A 16,054-nucleotide genomic window follows, 5' to 3' on the forward strand; every position below is an offset into this window, starting at 1 on the left:
CCCGGATGCCCGCCACCGCCACTCGGCGAACGTGCCGTTCCTGGGCCCGGACGAGTACATCCACTTCCTCGTCGACGTCCGGCTGCCCCCGGTCGCGTACCGGGACACCGCGCCGGAGACGGTCCCCGGTGGCCGAGCGGGGCGCACCGCGCGACTGACCGGAACGAGCCCCGACAGGCGAACCGGACCGACTCGTTCCCCCATGGCTCGGGTCCCTGGCTCGTGCCCACAGCCCGTTCCCGGCGGCCGGGGATGCCCAGCCGGGCTCTCAACTCCCCGTGCCACGCCCGTCGGTGGGGCCGGGCGCCCTCGCGACAGTCTGCGCGTACTCCCCGTCCACCGCTTCCAGCGAGGTCAGCAGGGCGCGCAGGCGTCCCGGAGGGAGCCCCGCCGCCCGGCGGACCACGCGGGTCATGTGGGACTGGTCGGTGTAGCCGAGTTCCCGCGCCAGCCCCGCCAGGTCGCGTTCGCCCTCGCCGAGCCGGTCCAGGACCCGGGCCAGGCGCAGCCCGTCGCGATGGGCGGAGACCGTGACGCCGGTGACGGCCGTGAAGACCCGGCTCAGATGATGCGGTGACGCGCCCACGGTCCGGCCCAACGCCTCCAGTCCGATGGTCGGTTCGGCGGCCAGCACGGCGCGCGCGTCGTCGACGAGACGACGGCGGGCGGCGGCGGAGGCAGGGCGGCCCGAGGCGACCCGCGCCGGGGCGAGCCGTGCGAAGACCGCGGCGGCCAACCGGGCGGTGTGCTCGCCGAGTTCGAAGGCGTCGGCGCCCCGGCGGGCGCGGGACAGCAGCATCCGGTGGGCCAGGGCCAGAGCCGGCGTCACCATGACCAGACCCTCCGGAACGGTGGGATCGCCGCCCAGCAGGTCCGCGACCCGGGGCTCGGAGAGAACGATCTCCGTGAACACGTCCGGGCCCAGCGGATGCGCGAACTGCTGCTCGGTGCCGAGACGTTCGACGTACACGCTGGCTGCGTCCAGCACATGCTCGACGCCGTCGACCCGGCCGCGCAGCACCCCGTTCCGCAGCAGCACCAGTCCGAACACCGGGGCGGGCCGCAACGGCGACCAGCCGCGCGTCGTGCTGCCGCAGCGCACATCGGTGAGGTGGACGTCGTCCTCGCGCAGATACGTTCGCCGGTTCCCGGCCATGCGCCCATCCTAGGGCGCGGACCCCTTGCCACGGCCCCCGCGAACCGGACACGAACGTACAAGCCGCGGGGTGCGCGGCCCCCGCACGGTGGTGCGCACATGTCACGACCTTCGACGCAGGGGGAGACCATGACCCACCGTCCCGTTCCGTCCGACACCCCGATGACGGGCGACGCCACGACGACGGGCGACGCCACGAGCCGCCGCACGGTCCTGCGGGGCGCCGCCACCGCCGGCATGGGGGCGCTCGCCGCGTGGGCCGACACCGGCGGCGCCCGCGCGGCGGCCGCGTCCCAGCGCCGCATCGGCGCCGCGCGTATCGTCACCCGCCACGCGGGCGCCTACGAGGTACTGGCGCTGCTGGACGCCCACGGGACGTTCCCCGGCAAGCGGCGGGACTGGTTCCCCGACGCGAGCGACGCGGACTGGGCGCGCGCGGAGCGGCTCGACCCCGCCGCCTTCGGCCCGGACGACACCTGGGAACTCGACTTCCGCTGCTACGCCGTCCGCCGGCCCGGCGGCCGCGTCACCCTCGTCGACACCGGGATCGGCCCGGCCGGCAGCCCCGCGTCGGCCTGGGCGCCGGTCCCCGGACACCTGCCTGCGGTCCTGCGGCACGCCGGCATCGACCGGCACGACGTCGACACCATCGTCCTGACCCATCTCCACGAGGACCACTACGGCTGGACGGTCGACACCGCCGGCACTCCGCTGTTCCCCGACGCCCGCCACGTGGTCCAGCGGGCGGAGATCACCGCCCTCACCGCCGACGACTCCGCCCGGGCATATGTGGTCGAGCCACTGCGCCGGGCCGGACTGCTGCGTGTGATCGACGGCCGGACCGCGGTACGGGGCGGCCCGGGCGGCTCGTCACTGACCGCCGTGCCGACACCCGGCCACACCGCCGGCCACCAGTCCGTCCTCGTCGACGGAGGCAGGGAACGCATCATGATCACCGGGGACGTGCTCGTGCACGCCGTCCAACTGGCCGCGCCGAGCGTCGCCTACCGGCTGGAGAGCGACCAGGCCACGGCCCGCCGCACCCGCCTGAACCTCCTCGCCGACGCCCGCGACCACGGCCACCTCCTGGCCACCGCCCACCTCAACCACGCGTTCGTCCGCCCCTGACGACCGCTCCAGCGGGCGCGCCCGAACCAGGCCCCGCTGCCATGACGCCGGCAGCGACCGCCTCACGACCGGCGACGCCACGCGCAGACGTCGAGCGGTGAGGCCGAGCGGCGGCGCACCCCCCCCCGCGCCCGGCCGACCGTGCCCGTACAGAACGGTCGGGCGCACCCGCGGCCCGCCCCGCACCCTCTCGGCAGCCTCACACCGCCGGCCGCAGGCCCCACGTCTGCAAGGCATAGGGCCGCCCCTTCTCCACCCCCTCGATCAGCGGCACGTCGAGCAGGCTGAAGCCCGCCTTGGTGGCCACGGCGACACTGGCCGCGTTCTCGGCCTCCAGCTCCAGGATCACTTGCTCCACGCCCAGTTGCTCGAACGCGTACGCGGCCATCACCCGCACCGCCCGCACAGCCAGCCCCTGGCCGCGGTGCGCCGGGCCGACCGCGTAGCCGATCTCCACGCCCTCGGGGGCGCGCCGCAGCATCACCTCGCCCAGGGGTGCGCGGCCGTCGACGGTGATGGCGAGTAGGACAGTCGTGCCCTCCGCCCGCAGCCGCCGCCCCCGTTCCAGCCGTGCGCGGGCGGCCGCTTCGTCGAAGGGGGAGACGATCGGCGTCCAGTACGCGATGTCGGGATGGTCGAACAGGTCCGGCATCGCGGCCAGGTCCGCCTCCGCCCAGTCGCGCAGGACGAGACCTTCCCCCGCGAGTTCGATCCGTTCGGCAAAGGGTGGCGTGGTGCTGTTCATGGTGCGGTACCTCCCCGGCGCGTGGGCGAGGCAGCATAACCGGGCCACCGCACAGCCCGCGAACCCGCCCGACGCCAGCGGCCGAGGCCACGCCGCGGTCCACCCCGGCCACCGAGGCGGAGGATCCCGAAACACGTCCCGCACCACTGGTCAGCCGTGGTCCTCCCATTCCGTCGACCGGTCGGCGGCGGGCGTACGACGTGCTCCGCCCCGGCGGCTGGCCGGCGCTGCTCGGCCACGTCGTCGTCCGCCGGCCGGTGGAGCCGGAGGTCTACGCCGAGACCGCGGACCTCCATGAGCCGGGACGTCCCGACGGCGACCCGCCCGCATCGCTCAGCGGACCGATCAGGCACCCCGGACCGTCCCGCCCCGGCAGAGACGACCGTACCCGAGCGGTGATCGAGTCCTCCCGCCGCTCCGCCGACTGCCCGAACCGGGCGCCTGGGACGGTCCATACGGGCACCAGCGACGGGGCGAACCGCGCCGCACGCACATGAACTGCGGTTTTGTGTCACCCCTTCGGGCATCACCGGGCAGCTTCAGGCCCGCTCTGGGCCCGCTCACGCGAAAAGGTGGTTGGTATAAATGTGCGTCAAGACCGGGCGCGCCGTGCCCGGACCGGTCGTACAGAAGACGAGGTGAATGCGATGAACGCCGCGGAGCGTCAGAGCCGGATCCTCGCGCTCGCCCGGCACCAGGGACGTGTCGAGGTCACCACCATGGCCGCCGACCTGGCTGTCGCGCCGGAGACCATCCGCCGGGACCTCGGCGTCCTGGAACGCCGAGGTCTGCTCCGGCGCACCTACGGCGGCGCCTACCCCGTCGAGGGCGCGGGTTTCGAGACGGGCCTGACCGAACGGGAGACCCTGCACGTCAAGGACAAGCGCCGGATCGCCGCGGAGGCGGTCAAGCTGCTCGGCGACGCGGAGACCGTGTTCGTGGACGAGGGCTACACCCCTCAGCTCCTCGCCGCGCTCCTCCCCGGCGACCGTCCCCTGACCGTGGTCACCGCGTCATTGTCCACCGCGGCCGCGATCGTGGACTCCCCGCAGCTCACCGTGCTGCTCCTCGGCGGCCGGGTCCGGGCGCGGACCCTGGCGACGGTGGGCTCCTGGGCCTGCGCGATGCTCGGGCAGTTCGTGATCGACCTGGCGTTCCTCGGCTCGAACGGGATCTCCAGGGAGCTTGGCCTGACCACCCCCGATCCGGTCGTGGCCGACGTCAAGGCCAAGGCGCTGGCCGTGTCGCGCCGCCGTGTGTTCATGGGGCACCACAGCAAGTTCGGAGCGAGCAGCTTCTGCCGCTTCGCCGAAGTGGGTGACTTCGAGGCTGTCGTCACCGACACCGGACTGTCCAGCGCCGAGGCGCACCGCTACTCACTGATGGGACCCCGAGTCCACAGGGTCTGAACGGATCTCAGGTCCGCCGGGCCTGACCCGCCGTCGCGCCGTCGGGTCCTGCCCGCCCGGGTCGCCCCCGCCGCCGGGGGGCGGCCCCGCCGAAGCCGTGCCGGCGACACCTCCGCGCCCGCACAGCCGGAACACGGCCGTGCGACCGATCCCACCTCCTTCGTGCCCTGCACTGCCCGTACCCGACAGCTGACGAAAGGGACGCTCATGACTTCACGACCGACCGGTCCACGGAAGGCGGTGCCGCTGTGCGCGCTGGCCGTGTGCGGCGCACTGCTCACGGCGTGCGCGGGCGCCGGCGGCGCAGGGGGCGGCTCCGGCACGCACTCCGTCAACGTACTGATGGTGAACAACCCGCAGATGGCGGACCTGCAGAAACTCACGGCGGACAACTTCACCGAGGAGACCGGCATCAAGGTCAACTTCACGGTGCTCCCGGAGAACGACGTCCGCGACAAGATCAGCCAGGACTTCTCCAGCCAGGCCGGCCAGTACGACGTGGCGACGATCAGCAACTACGAGACGCCGATCTACGCCAAGAACGGCTGGCTCGCCCCGTTGAGCGAGTACGCGCAGAAGGACACCGCCTTCGAGCAGAGCGACATCCTGCCCGCCCTGCGGGAGTCCCTCACGGTGTCCGGCAAGGTGTACGCCGAGCCGTTCTACGGCGAGTCGTCCTTCCTGATGTACCGCAAGGACGTCTTCCAGAAGAAGGGGCTGACCATGCCGGCCCACCCCACCTGGCAGCAGGTGGCCGCCCTCGCCGCCGAGGCCGACGGCGCCGAGCCCGGGATGAGGGGCATCTGCCTGCGCGGACTGCCCGGTTGGGGCGAGGTGATGGCGCCGCTGACCACCGTGGTCAACACCATGGGCGGCACCTGGTTCGACAAGGACTGGAAGGCCCGGGTCGACAGCCCCGCCTTCGCCGAGGCGACCAGGTTCTACGTCGACCTCGTACGCGCCCACGGCGAGAAGGGCGCCCCGCAGTCCGGGTTCGCCGAGTGCCTCAACAACATGGAGCAGGGCAAGGTCGCCATGTGGTACGACGCGACCTCCGCGGCGGGATCGCTCGAAGCCAGTGGCTCGCCGGTGGCCGGGAAGATGGGCTACGCGCCCGCACCGGTCGACCGGACGAAGAGCTCGGGCTGGCTCTACACCTGGGCCTGGGGCCTGCAGAAGGCGAGCAAACACCAGGGCGACGCCTGGAAGTTCATCTCCTGGGCGTCCAGCAAGAAGTACGAGGAACTGGTGGGCCAGCAGCTCGGCTGGTCCCGGGTCCCGGCGGGCAAGCGGAGCTCCACCTACTCCGACGCGCGGTACGTCGCCGCGGCGTCCGCCTTCGCCGGGGCCACCGCGAACGCCCTGAAGTCGGCCGACCCCGGCAACCCGGGTGTGCAGCCCCGCCCCGCCCCCGGCATCCAGTTCGTCGGCATCCCCGAGTTCACCGACCTGGGCACGCAGGTCTCCCAGCGGATCAGCGCCGCCATCGCCGGCAGGACCAGTGTCGAGCAGGCGCTGAAGTCCAGTCAGGCGCTCGCCGAGAAGGTCGCCGCCAAGTACGCGGACAAGTGATCCCTCCCGGTCCACCCGACGTTCCCCTCCCGTCTCCGCCCTCGCGGGACCGGGGACGGGAGCACAGCGGAGACACACGATGACCCTCACACACACGCTCACCGGGCGTGCCCGCACACCGCGGACCGCGGAACGGGCCAAACCCCCACGACGATCCCGCGGAGCATGGGTCCGGCGGGCCCCACTGCTCCCGGCCCTGATCTTCATGATCGCGGTCACCCAGCTGCCGTTCGTCGGCACCGTGGCGATCTCGTTCATGCGCTGGAACGCCCTCGACCCCGACGACCGTGCCTTCGCGGGCCTGCAGAACTACAAGGAGGCCGTCACCGACCCGAAGTTGCGTTCGGCCCTGCTGACGACCGTCACGCTCACGGCGACCGTGGTTCTGGTCAGCCTGGTCCTGGGCCTGGGACTGGCCCTGCTGCTCGACCGCCGCTTCCGCGGCCGCGGCATCGTCCGCACCCTGCTGATCACGCCGTTCCTCGTCGTGCCCGTGGCCTCCGCCCTGCTCTGGAAGCACGCGCTGTACAACGCCACCTACGGGCTGATCAACGGCTCGCTGACCTGGGTGTGGAGCCTGTTCGGCAGCGACGAAGCGCCGCAGCCCGACTGGCTGTCCTCCCTGCCGCTGATGTCCGTCGAGGCGTCGCTGATCTGGCAGTGGACGCCGTTCATGATGCTGATCCTGCTGGCCGGACTGCAGAGCCGTCCTATGGACGCGGTGGAGGCGGCCCGCGTGGACGGCGCGAGCACCTGGCAGGTGTTCCGCCACCTCACCTTCCCGCACCTGCGCCGCTACCTGGAGCTGGCGGCACTGCTCGGGAGCATCTACGTGGTGCAGAACTTCGACGCCGTCTTCACGCTCACCGGCGGCGGCCTGGGCACCGCCAACCTGCCCTACACCGTCTACGAGACCTTCTACCAGGCGCACGACTACGGGCAGGCCTCCGCGGAGGGCGTCCTCGTCGTCCTGTGCTCCCTCCTCGTCGGAAGCCTCGCCCTCAGGACGGTCTCGACCCTGCTGCGAGAGGAGACCCGCTGATGGCCGCGACCCTCGTCGGCCGCGCCACGGGCAGCCGCCGCGCCACGGCCGGCCCCGGCACCGCGGCCCGCCGCCGACGCGGTGCACTCGGCCTGCTGGCCTGGCTCTGCGGAGTCGTGTTCTTCCTCCCGGTCGCCTGGATGTTCCTCACCTCGCTGCACGGAGAGTCCGACGCCGCGACCAACCCGCCGAGCCTCACCGCGCCGCTCACCCTCCACGGCTACCGCGAGTTCTTCGGCGCGAGCACCGGCGTATCGCCCTGGCCGCCGTTGATCAACTCACTCTCCGCGAGCCTCCTTTCGACGCTCCTGGTGCTGGTGCTGTCCGTGCCCGCTGCCTACGCGCTGTCCATCAAGCCCGTGCGCAAGTGGACGGACGTCATGTTCTTCTTCCTGTCCACCAAGATGCTGCCCGCGGTGGCCGGACTCCTGCCGGTCTACCTGATCGCCGAGAACAGCGGCCTGCTCGACAACGTCGCACTGCTGGTCGTCCTCTACACCTCGATGAACCTGCCGATCGCGGTGTGGATGATGCGTTCGTTCCTCGCCGAGGTCCCCGTCGAGATCCTGGAGGCCGCCTCCATCGACGGCGCCGGACTGCCCACCGTCCTCGCCCGGATCGTCGCGCCGGTCGTCGCCCCAGGCGTCGCCGCCACCTCGCTGATCTGCTTCATCTTCAGCTGGAACGAACTGCTCTTCGCCCGTGTGCTGACCGGCGTCGTCGCCGGCACGGCGCCCGTGTTCCTCACCGGCTTCGTCACCAGCCAGGGCCTCTTCCTGGCCAAGGTGTGCGCAGCCGCCGTCTGTGTCTCCCTGCCGGTCCTCGTCGCCGGTTTCGCCGCCCAGGACAAACTCGTCCAGGGCCTGTCCCTTGGAGCAGTCAAGTGAAAGCCGCCGTCATCAGCTCGCCCGGTCAGGTCGGCGTCGAGACCGTCGACGACCCCGCACCCGGCCCCGGTCAGGTCGTGGTCGAGGTCTCGGCCTGCGGCCTGTGCGGTACCGATCTCCACATCCTCCAGGGCGAGTTCGCGCCCTCCCTCCCCATCGTCCCCGGGCACGAGTTCGCCGGCGAGGTCGTCGCACTGGGCTCCGGGGTGGGCAGCCTGGCCGTCGGCGACCGGGTCGCCGTCGACCCCTCCCTGCACTGCCACGAGTGTCACTACTGCCGCATCGGGCGCGGAAACATGTGTGAGCGCTGGAACGCTATCGGCGTCACCGTCCCCGGCGGCGCGGCGCAGTACGCGGTCGCCCCCGCCGCCAACTGCGTCAGGCTCCCCGAGCACGTGCGCACCGAGGACGCCGCCCTCATCGAGCCGCTGTCCTGCGCGGTGCGCGGCTACGACATCCTGCGCAGCACGCTCGCCAGTCATGTGCTGATCTACGGCTCCGGCACCATGGGCCTGATGATGCTCGAACTCGCCAAGCGCACCGGGGCGGCCACGGTCGACATGGTCGACATCAACGAGGACCGGCTCGCCACCGCCCGCGCCCTCGGCTGCGGCAACGCGGTGACCTCCGCCGACGCCCTGGAGCGCCCGCGCGGCTGGGAGGTCGTCATCGACGCCACCGGCAACGCCCAGGCCATCCAGGACGCCCTCGGACGGGTCGGCAAGGGAGGCACGTATCTCCAGTTCGGAGTCGCCGACTACGCGACCCGGGCCACCATCGACCCGTACCGGATCTACAACGAGGAGATCACCATCACCGGCTCGATGGCGGTCCTGCACAGCTATGAACGCGCCGCCGAACTGTTCGCCGCGGGAGTGCTCGACCCGGACGTCTTCATCAGCGACCGGCTGCCGCTGGCGGACTACGCCGAGGCCCTGCGGCAGTTCCAGGCCGGGAAGGGCCGGAAGATCCAGGTACTGCCGTGACAGGGGCCACCCGCCGCGGACACACCCGGGCCCGCCCCGCGCCGACACCCGCCGCGCACACGGGAGCCGCCGGGCCGCCGGTGCTCGTCGTCGGCGAAGCACTGGTGGACGTCATCGCCGGCCCCGACGGCCCGCGCCGCGGCCACCCGGGCGGAAGCCCCGCCAACGTGGCACTGGGCCTGGGCAGACTCGGCCACCCGGTCCGGCTCGCCACCCGCGTGGGCCACGACGACTTCGGCCTCCTGGTACGCGAACACCTGGAGGCCGGCGGGGTCGAGCTGGTGCCGGGCTCCGTGGCCGACGGCGCCACCTCCACGGCGACCGCCGTACTCGATGCCGCGGGCGCCGCGCACTACACCTTCGACATCACCTGGGCACTGTCGGCGGCCGTCGAGGGGGCACTGCGCGACGGCCCCCCGGCGCACGTCCACACCGGGTCCCTCGCCACCGCCCTGGCTCCGGGCGCCGATCAGGTCCTCGGCGCGCTGCACGCCCTGCGGCCCTCGGCCACCCTCTCCTACGACCCCAACCTGAGACCGGCGCTGCTCCGCTCCGCTGAGCGGGTGCGGGAACGGGTGGAACAACTCGTCGCCGTCAGCGACGTGGTGAAGGCGAGCGAAGAGGACCTGGCCTGGCTCCACCCGGACGAGAGCCCCGACCGGACGGCGGCCCGCTGGGCACGCAGCGGCCCGGCACTGGTCGTCCTCACCCTGGGAGCGAGGGGCGCCCGGGCCTGGTGGCGGCACGGCAGCCAGGACGTGGCGCCGGTATCGGTCCGGGTACGGGACACCGTCGGGGCAGGCGACGCGTTCACCGCAGGCCTCACCGGCCGATTGCTGCACGCCGGCCTGCTGGGAGGCGGCCCGGGAGACGAGGCGCCGACGGCACGCGCGGCCCTGCGCGCGGCGACGGACACCGATCGCCTGCCCCCGGTTCTCGGCGAGGCACTGGCGGCGGCCGCCCGGACAGCCGCGCTCACCTGCACGCGTGGGGGAGCGGACCCGCCCACGGCGGCGGAACTGGCGGCGTGAGCCAGTACGCGTTCCTCGAACCCTGGCGCAGGGTTCGCCTGGCCGGATCCGAACAGCCGGCCGGCGTCCCCTGCCGCACGGGACCGGCGCCGGCCGCTAGGTGATGGTGCTGCCGTAACTGAATGGGAAGCTGCTGGCCGGCTCAGACCGATGACGGAAGCCTCAGTGCATTGTGAAGCCATTGAGGACAGCGACCAGGAAAACGATCACGGCGACAAGGAACAGGCAACCGCAGCACCCACTTGCATTCTGGCCGGCCTGGAAGCCGCCTGCGGCCGCCCTTGTGTGCTTTCCACTGCCGAACGGCCCGGGTAAGTCTGCCATCGGCTGCCCCCTCAGCACGCGGACCTTGAGTGTCCGGGCCGGCGAGACCTTCGTCAAGAGGCTCACTTCAGCCCGGTGCTGCGCTGCCCCGACCGGTTCGGAAGCACGCAGCAGGCTGGGAAACGGGCCGGAATTTCATCCGGATTCGCATGGATACCGGCCCGAGGGCTCCACCCGGCGATGCCCGGCCACCACGGTCTGCGCCACCCGATCAGCCACGTGTGGAATCCCGAGGTTTCTCGTCCCTCCGCCAAGGGGCCAGGGAGTCTCCCCGCACGCACCGGCAGTGGAAACGAATCGGAGTTCTCCGACGCCACCCTCGGCCGCATCGCGTCGGTGTGCGGCTTCGGCGCCACCGACACCCTCAGACGTGCCTTTCACCGCCGTCTGAACACGATGCCGGTCAGGGCGCACCAAGTGTCGTGACCCACACCACAGTTGAGGTTGACCCTGGGGCAGGGTGCAGGCTCTCCGCAACGGCCCGGCACCGAGCGGGGCACACACGACATGGAGGCGCATCATGCCCAGCCATCCCACCCCCCAGGGCCCGGACCGGCCGGAACTGCAGAAGGCGATCGAAGAGATCGCGGCGTCCGGGATCCTCGGGGTGCAACTGCGGGTCGACGACGAGCGCGGCGCATGGGTGGGCAGCGCCGGACGCCGTGAACTGGGCGGAACACAGGGCCCGTTGACGGACGCGCACTTCCGGATCGGCAGCACCACCAAGAACTTCGTCGCGACGACAGTGCTGATGCTGGTGGCCGAGGGCCGGACCGGCCTGGACACGCCGGTCGCCGACCAACTGCCGCAGCTCGGCCTCGACCGCCGCATCACCCTACGGATGCTGCTCCAGCACACCAGCGGGATCTTCAACCACACCGGGGAGTACTACGAGGACGGGACGGTCGCCGCCGGCATCCCCTGGCAGGGCAAGGAGTGGGTGGACATGCGCTTCCACACCTACGAACCCGCGGAACTGGTCCGGTTCTCGCTCGACAGGCCGGCCCGGTTCGAGCCGGGGGCGGGCTGGAGCTACGCCAACACCAACTACGTGATCGCCCGGCTGCTGATCGAGGAGCTCACCGGCCGCCCGTTCGCCGAGGAACTGCGGCAACGGATCCTCGAGCCGCTGCACCTGACCGGCACGCTCGCGCCGGGCGCGTCCCCCGAGATCCCGGACCCCCACAACCACAGCTACTACCGCTACGACGACGCTGGGGTGGAGCACACGATCGACATCACCCGGCAGAACCCGTCCTGGGTCGGCGCCGGCGGCGACATGATCTCCACCACCGCGGACCTGCACACGTACTTCTGCGCCCTCATGGGCGGCAGGCTGCTGCCGGAGGAACTGCTGGCCGAGATGCGCACCCCCGAGCAGACCATTGGCTACGGCCTGGGAATCTTCGCTCAGGACCTGGGCGAGGGGCGCACCGTCTACCACCACAACGGCGGCCAGGGCGGCTCAGCGGCCCTGATGTACGCCTCGGCCGACGGCACCACGACACTGACCGCCGGGCTCAACTACGTCGACGACCCCGGCCTGTCGCTCGCCGCGCCCTTCCAGAAGGCCCAACAGCGGCTCGTCGAGGAGGTGTTCGGCACACTGGGCGCATGAGCAACGGAGTCACGATCGGGCAGGCCGCGGCCTTCGTCGGCGTCACCGTGAAGACGGTGCGGCACTACCACAAGCTGGGGCTCGTCGCAGAGCCGGAGCGCGACAGCTCCGGCTACCGGCGCTACGGCTCGGCCGACCTGCTGCGCCTGGTGCAGGTGCGCACCCTCGCCACCGCCGGAGTGCCGCTCGCCGACACCGCGCCCCTGCTGGCGGCGAACGGCGCGCAGTTCACCGCCGCGCTCGCCGAGGTGGAACGGCAACTCGACGACCAGATAGCAGAGTTGATCGTTCGACGCGAGACGCTGCGCCGGCTCGCCGACGGCGACCGGGCCCTGCTGCCCGATCGGGCCTGCGCCCTCCTGGACCGCATGCGCGCCCTCGGCTTCGCCGCCGAGTACGTCGCCATGCAGCGCGAGGCGCTGGTCCTCGCCAAGGCGCTGATCCCAGCCGGCTTCGACGGCTTCCTGGCCGTCCAGGAGAGCCGCCTGACCGACCCCGCCTACGTCGAGCTGACCCAGCGCGGCTGGGAGGCCGAGAGCTGGGACCCCGACGACCCGCGCATCGAGGAACTCGCGGCAGCCCTGGCCGACCACTACCTCGCCCACCCCGAACTCCTCGACGTCAGCGGCCCCATGCGGGCCTGGGTCACCGCCGCCGCCCGCTACCGGATGATCAACCATCACGGTGCGGAACAGGCTCCCGTCTCGGCCCGCCTCACCGCACTGACCGAACAGAAGCTCCGCGCGGCCGGCTTCCGGGTGCCCCGAGTACCGTGACCCGCCGACACATCGACGCCGCGGCCTTGCCGGCCGGCGCGGGCAGCTCGCACATCTCTGCCTCGTCCTCGTGGAGGAGCCCGTCCCGCGCTTCCGCACCGCCGGCACGCACCGGCCGGGACGGCCTGGCACGCCGTCGGCGACGAGGGTGACGCGGTGCGGGACGTCGCGACAGTCATCGGCCGACGACTGGGCCTGCCGGTCGAGGAGGTCGCGCGGGAGAACTTCGGCCCGTGCGGCCCGATCTTCGCCATGGACCAGCCGGCGTCCAGCGCCCACACCCGCGAGGCCCTCGGGTGGCAGCCGACCCACTCCGGCCTCCTCGAGGACCTGTAGACCCTTCAGCCCTGACGCTCCCCGATCCTGACCGGCGTTTCCTCAGCACCACACTCAGCGGCCTGAGCGCCGCAGCCGGCACAGGGGCAACGGCGGATCTGTTGATCAAGGAGGTATGGCGACGGACGAGCAGTGGATCGCGATGCGGTACGCCGTCGCAGCGGTACGCGCGGCGGGGCACAGCCCCGCCCGGCGTGAGCAGGCCGGCCGGTTCCCCGCTCTGCACTACCTGTCCCGCCTCGATGCCCCGGTGGTCGGCACTGCGTTGCACGCTGTGATGCCGCTGGGAGGGCGGGCGACGGCCGATGAGTTTCGCCGCGATCCGCGGTCAGAGATCACGGTTGGTGCGCTGTGGTCGCGCGTGTGGTCCCATAGCGCACCGGACCGGATCCGCTGAGAACCGAACTCGAAGAGCCGAGGAACCTGAGATGCGTATCGTGATCAGCACCGCCTTCGTATCGCTCGACGGCGTGGTGGAGGCCCCGGGCGGCGAGCCCGGTTACCGGAACTCCGGGTGGACGTTCAAAGACGTCGAGTTCTTGCCCGAGGCCTTCGACATCAAGGGCAGGGAGCAGCAGGAAGCCACCGCGATGCTGATGGGCCGGACCAGCTACGAGGCGTTCAGCGCGGTGTGGCCCGACATGGAGGACTTCGCCGGCTACAAGGTGATGCCGAAGTACGTCGTGTCCACCACCCTCGCCGAAGGCGACCTGGTGTCGAACTGGGGTGAGACGACGATCCTGCGCTCGCTCGACGAGGTCGCCGCGCTGAAGGAGACCGAAGGCGGGCCGATCATCGTCCACGGCAGCGCCTCCCTGAACCAGGCGCTCTCGGACGCCGGCCTGATCGACCGCTACCACCTGCTGGTCTTCCCGCTGCTGCTCGGCGCGGGCAAGCGGCTCTTCAGCGCCACGGACAAGGACACCCAGAAGCTCAAGCTGGTCGAGCACGAGGTCTACGCCAACGGTCTGCAGAAGAACGTCTTCGACGTCGTCCGCTGACAGCGGGCTCCCGCACCTGCTGGGCCGTCACGCTTCGGACATGGCAGCGGGCCAGGCAGGTGTGTCGTCGGAGCCACCCTTCGGCGAACAACGGCCGACCGGCGCAGGAGCCGGAACTCGGCAGGTCGCCTTCTCCAGCCGAGCTTCGAGCGGGTGATCCGGCAGAAGCTCCCGACTGCTGCTTGGATTCACCAAGTAGCGCGGCTACGCTTCATGATCAAGATCAGGGCGGACGGTCATGCGGAGGCGGTCTTCTCTTCCGGCGCAGAAGCCTCGGCCGACGTCGGCGCCCATGGCAGCCGGACGCACAGAGGGTGACCACGGGGCAGGCCGGCCGGATGCCGACCTGTCACAGGGTGACGGCGTGAACGCTCGCCGAACCCTGCGCGAGCAGCCGGCCCGGCCGGCCGCAACCTCATGGCCACTACAGGAGGCACCATCACATGATCGAGCCGTCGACGTCGTCGCCCGAAGACCGCAGTGGCAGTCCTGCCATCCGGGTCGGCGCTCTCGTGCCGCTGTCGCGGCCCGGCTGGACCGAGGCGGGCCGACACCTGCTCGCCGGTCTCGAGCTGGGCGCCGAAGAGGTCAACGAAGCGGGTGGGATCGGCGGACGAACACTGGAGCTGGTCGTCCGTGACACGGCGGCGGACCCGCAGCGGGCTGCCGCCGCCGTGGAGGAGCTGGCCGAACTGGGCGTGGCGGCCGTGGCGGGGGAGTACCACAGCGTGGTCGCTCGCGCCGCGGCCGGCAGGGCCGATGCCCTCGCCGTACCGTTCCTGTGCTCGTCGGCCGTTCTCGACGAGCTCACCGAGCACGACACCCAGTGGGTCGCGCGCCTGTGTCCTCCCCAGTCCCGCGGCTGGCGCCTCTACGCGGACCACCTCCTCGGCTCGGGCCACCGCCGTATCGCCGTGGCGGCCCAGCCGAGCGTCTACTGGGCCACCGGAACCCGCATCCTGCGTGACCACGTACTCCCACACGGTGGCACCGTCATCGAACTCGACGCCGGCGCACTGGACCCCACGGCCCTGTGCGACGAACTCGTCAGGCGAAGGGCGACGGCCCTGCTTCTCCTGGTCGGCCACCCCGAGCCGGCCATGCCCATCGTCACAGCCGCCCGCCGCGACGAGCGCCTCGCCGGCCTCCTGATCGGTGCTCCCGCGGGGCAGCCGGAGTTCACGCAATGGGCGACCACGCTCGGCGCGGACGGCGCCGCCGTGCCGTTCCTGCGCTACCTGCCCGAACGCCTCACCCGGCTCGGCCTGCGCGTCGAGGCGCATCTTCGAGACCGACTGCCTGAAGCACCCTCCTTCGTCGCGTACGAGGGGTACGACGCGATCACCGTCCTCGCGGATGTGCTCCGCTCCCACGGCACGGACCGGAAGCGCATCGCCGCCGCCTGGCCGCACGTCGACGTCGAGGGCACCCGCGGCCGGATCCGCTTCTCCCGCCCGTCCGGCAGCAGGGTGTGGCAGTGGGCCTGGCCGTCCCTGCAGATAACGGACCGGGACCCGGCCCACCCGGGCCGCTTCCGCGTCCTGAGCGCCAAGGCCCAGGATGACGTCGCGGGCTGACGGCCTCGGAGTCAGGGGGGAACACGATGAGCCGGGCCCCAGCCGCGCCGACCGCGGGCGTTCACGCAAGAAGGCGGCCGGCGGCGAGGGCCTGAGCACCGCCGGGCGGGAGAGGTGTTCGGCGTGTCCGCGCTGGCCACCCTGGTGGCCGGTGTCGTGATCGAGCGCAGCGGTGAGGATTCCGGCTTCCGCCTCCGGCGCGGCGGTCGGCATCCGGCGGACGCCTTCCCCTCACGATCGTGTCGATCGGGGAGCCGGACTGTATGAAACCGTCGTCGGTGACTGCGCTGAGCACGCGCACGCCCTCCCGTGCCGCACTGCTCCGCGAGCCTGCTCGGAGTTCTCCAGGGTCACTCGGGGGACGGCGGCGTCCTGCGTGTGTCCTCCCACATGCGCTCCACCAATCCTGGGCGTTGCTCGATCACGACGGGTGAACCCCTTGTTCCCGTGTGTGGGAGGCGACACG

Annotated in this window: 14 protein-coding genes and 1 pseudogene; 13 read left to right on the plus strand and 2 right to left on the minus strand. The window is 71.8% G+C overall.

Annotation, left to right across the window (positions count from 1 at the left end; translation table 11 throughout):
• Positions 1-268: 268 nt before the first annotated feature.
• Positions 269-1,156 (minus strand): helix-turn-helix domain-containing protein, encoded by an 888-nt coding sequence (locus tag ACH5A8_RS33450; RefSeq protein WP_399007761.1) that lies wholly within the window; start codon positions 1,154-1,156, stop codon positions 269-271.
• A gap of 129 nt (positions 1,157-1,285) precedes the next feature.
• Between ACH5A8_RS33450 and ACH5A8_RS33455 the strand changes: the two genes are divergently transcribed.
• Entirely contained in the window at positions 1,286-2,284 is a 999-nt protein-coding gene (locus tag ACH5A8_RS33455) for an MBL fold metallo-hydrolase (protein ID WP_399007762.1), read from the plus strand.
• 199 nt (positions 2,285-2,483) lie between these two features.
• Here the strand turns inward: ACH5A8_RS33455 and ACH5A8_RS33460 are convergent, their stop codons facing one another.
• On the minus strand, positions 2,484-3,029 hold the full coding sequence (locus ACH5A8_RS33460; protein ID WP_399007763.1) for a GNAT family N-acetyltransferase: 546 nt from the start codon (positions 3,027-3,029) through the stop codon (positions 2,484-2,486).
• 647 nt (positions 3,030-3,676) lie between these two features.
• Between ACH5A8_RS33460 and ACH5A8_RS33465 the strand changes: the two genes are divergently transcribed.
• The 12 genes and pseudogenes from ACH5A8_RS33465 (at position 3,677) to ACH5A8_RS33520 (ending at position 15,588) form a co-directional block, all read left to right on the plus strand.
• Positions 3,677-4,438: a DeoR/GlpR family DNA-binding transcription regulator gene (locus tag ACH5A8_RS33465; RefSeq protein ID WP_399007764.1), complete on the plus strand. Its 762-nt coding sequence runs from the start codon at positions 3,677-3,679 to the stop codon at positions 4,436-4,438.
• A gap of 207 nt (positions 4,439-4,645) precedes the next feature.
• Positions 4,646-6,010, plus strand: coding sequence for an ABC transporter substrate-binding protein (locus ACH5A8_RS33470; RefSeq protein WP_399007765.1), 1,365 nt, complete (start codon positions 4,646-4,648; stop codon positions 6,008-6,010).
• 79 nt (positions 6,011-6,089) lie between these two features.
• Positions 6,090-7,052, plus strand: a complete 963-nt coding sequence (locus ACH5A8_RS33475; protein WP_399007766.1) for a carbohydrate ABC transporter permease — start codon at positions 6,090-6,092, stop codon at positions 7,050-7,052.
• Entirely contained in the window at positions 7,052-7,939 is an 888-nt protein-coding gene (locus ACH5A8_RS33480) for a carbohydrate ABC transporter permease (RefSeq protein ID WP_399007767.1), read from the plus strand. Before ACH5A8_RS33475 ends, ACH5A8_RS33480 begins: the two co-directional genes overlap by 1 nt.
• Positions 7,936-8,925: a zinc-dependent alcohol dehydrogenase family protein gene (locus tag ACH5A8_RS33485; RefSeq protein ID WP_399007768.1), complete on the plus strand. Its 990-nt coding sequence runs from the start codon at positions 7,936-7,938 to the stop codon at positions 8,923-8,925. Before ACH5A8_RS33480 ends, ACH5A8_RS33485 begins: the two co-directional genes overlap by 4 nt.
• Positions 8,922-9,956, plus strand: coding sequence for a carbohydrate kinase (locus ACH5A8_RS33490; RefSeq protein ID WP_399007769.1), 1,035 nt, complete (start codon positions 8,922-8,924; stop codon positions 9,954-9,956). Before ACH5A8_RS33485 ends, ACH5A8_RS33490 begins: the two co-directional genes overlap by 4 nt.
• An 844-nt stretch (positions 9,957-10,800) precedes the next feature.
• Positions 10,801-11,898, plus strand: coding sequence for a serine hydrolase domain-containing protein (locus ACH5A8_RS33495; RefSeq protein ID WP_399007770.1), 1,098 nt, complete (start codon positions 10,801-10,803; stop codon positions 11,896-11,898).
• Positions 11,895-12,674: a MerR family transcriptional regulator gene (locus tag ACH5A8_RS33500; RefSeq protein ID WP_399007771.1), complete on the plus strand. Its 780-nt coding sequence runs from the start codon at positions 11,895-11,897 to the stop codon at positions 12,672-12,674. The genes ACH5A8_RS33495 and ACH5A8_RS33500 overlap by 4 nt, the downstream gene beginning before the upstream one ends.
• Before the next feature lie 108 nt (positions 12,675-12,782).
• Positions 12,783-13,010 (plus strand): annotated as a pseudogene (locus tag ACH5A8_RS33505) (3-beta hydroxysteroid dehydrogenase); the annotation flags it as partial.
• Positions 13,011-13,125: 115 nt separating this feature from the next.
• Positions 13,126-13,407 (plus strand): hypothetical protein, encoded by a 282-nt coding sequence (locus tag ACH5A8_RS33510; RefSeq protein WP_399007772.1) that lies wholly within the window; start codon positions 13,126-13,128, stop codon positions 13,405-13,407.
• Positions 13,408-13,438: 31 nt separating this feature from the next.
• Positions 13,439-14,011, plus strand: coding sequence for a dihydrofolate reductase family protein (locus ACH5A8_RS33515; protein WP_399007773.1), 573 nt, complete (start codon positions 13,439-13,441; stop codon positions 14,009-14,011).
• 443 nt (positions 14,012-14,454) lie between these two features.
• A complete protein-coding gene (locus ACH5A8_RS33520; RefSeq protein ID WP_399007774.1) occupies positions 14,455-15,588 on the plus strand; it encodes an ABC transporter substrate-binding protein in 1,134 nt (377 codons plus the stop codon).
• Positions 15,589-16,054 lie beyond the last annotated feature (466 nt).

Origin of the sequence: Streptomyces sp. NPDC018610 (genome assembly GCF_044391765.1) — a bacterium.
Classification (GTDB): Bacteria; Actinomycetota; Actinomycetes; order Streptomycetales; family Streptomycetaceae; genus Streptomyces.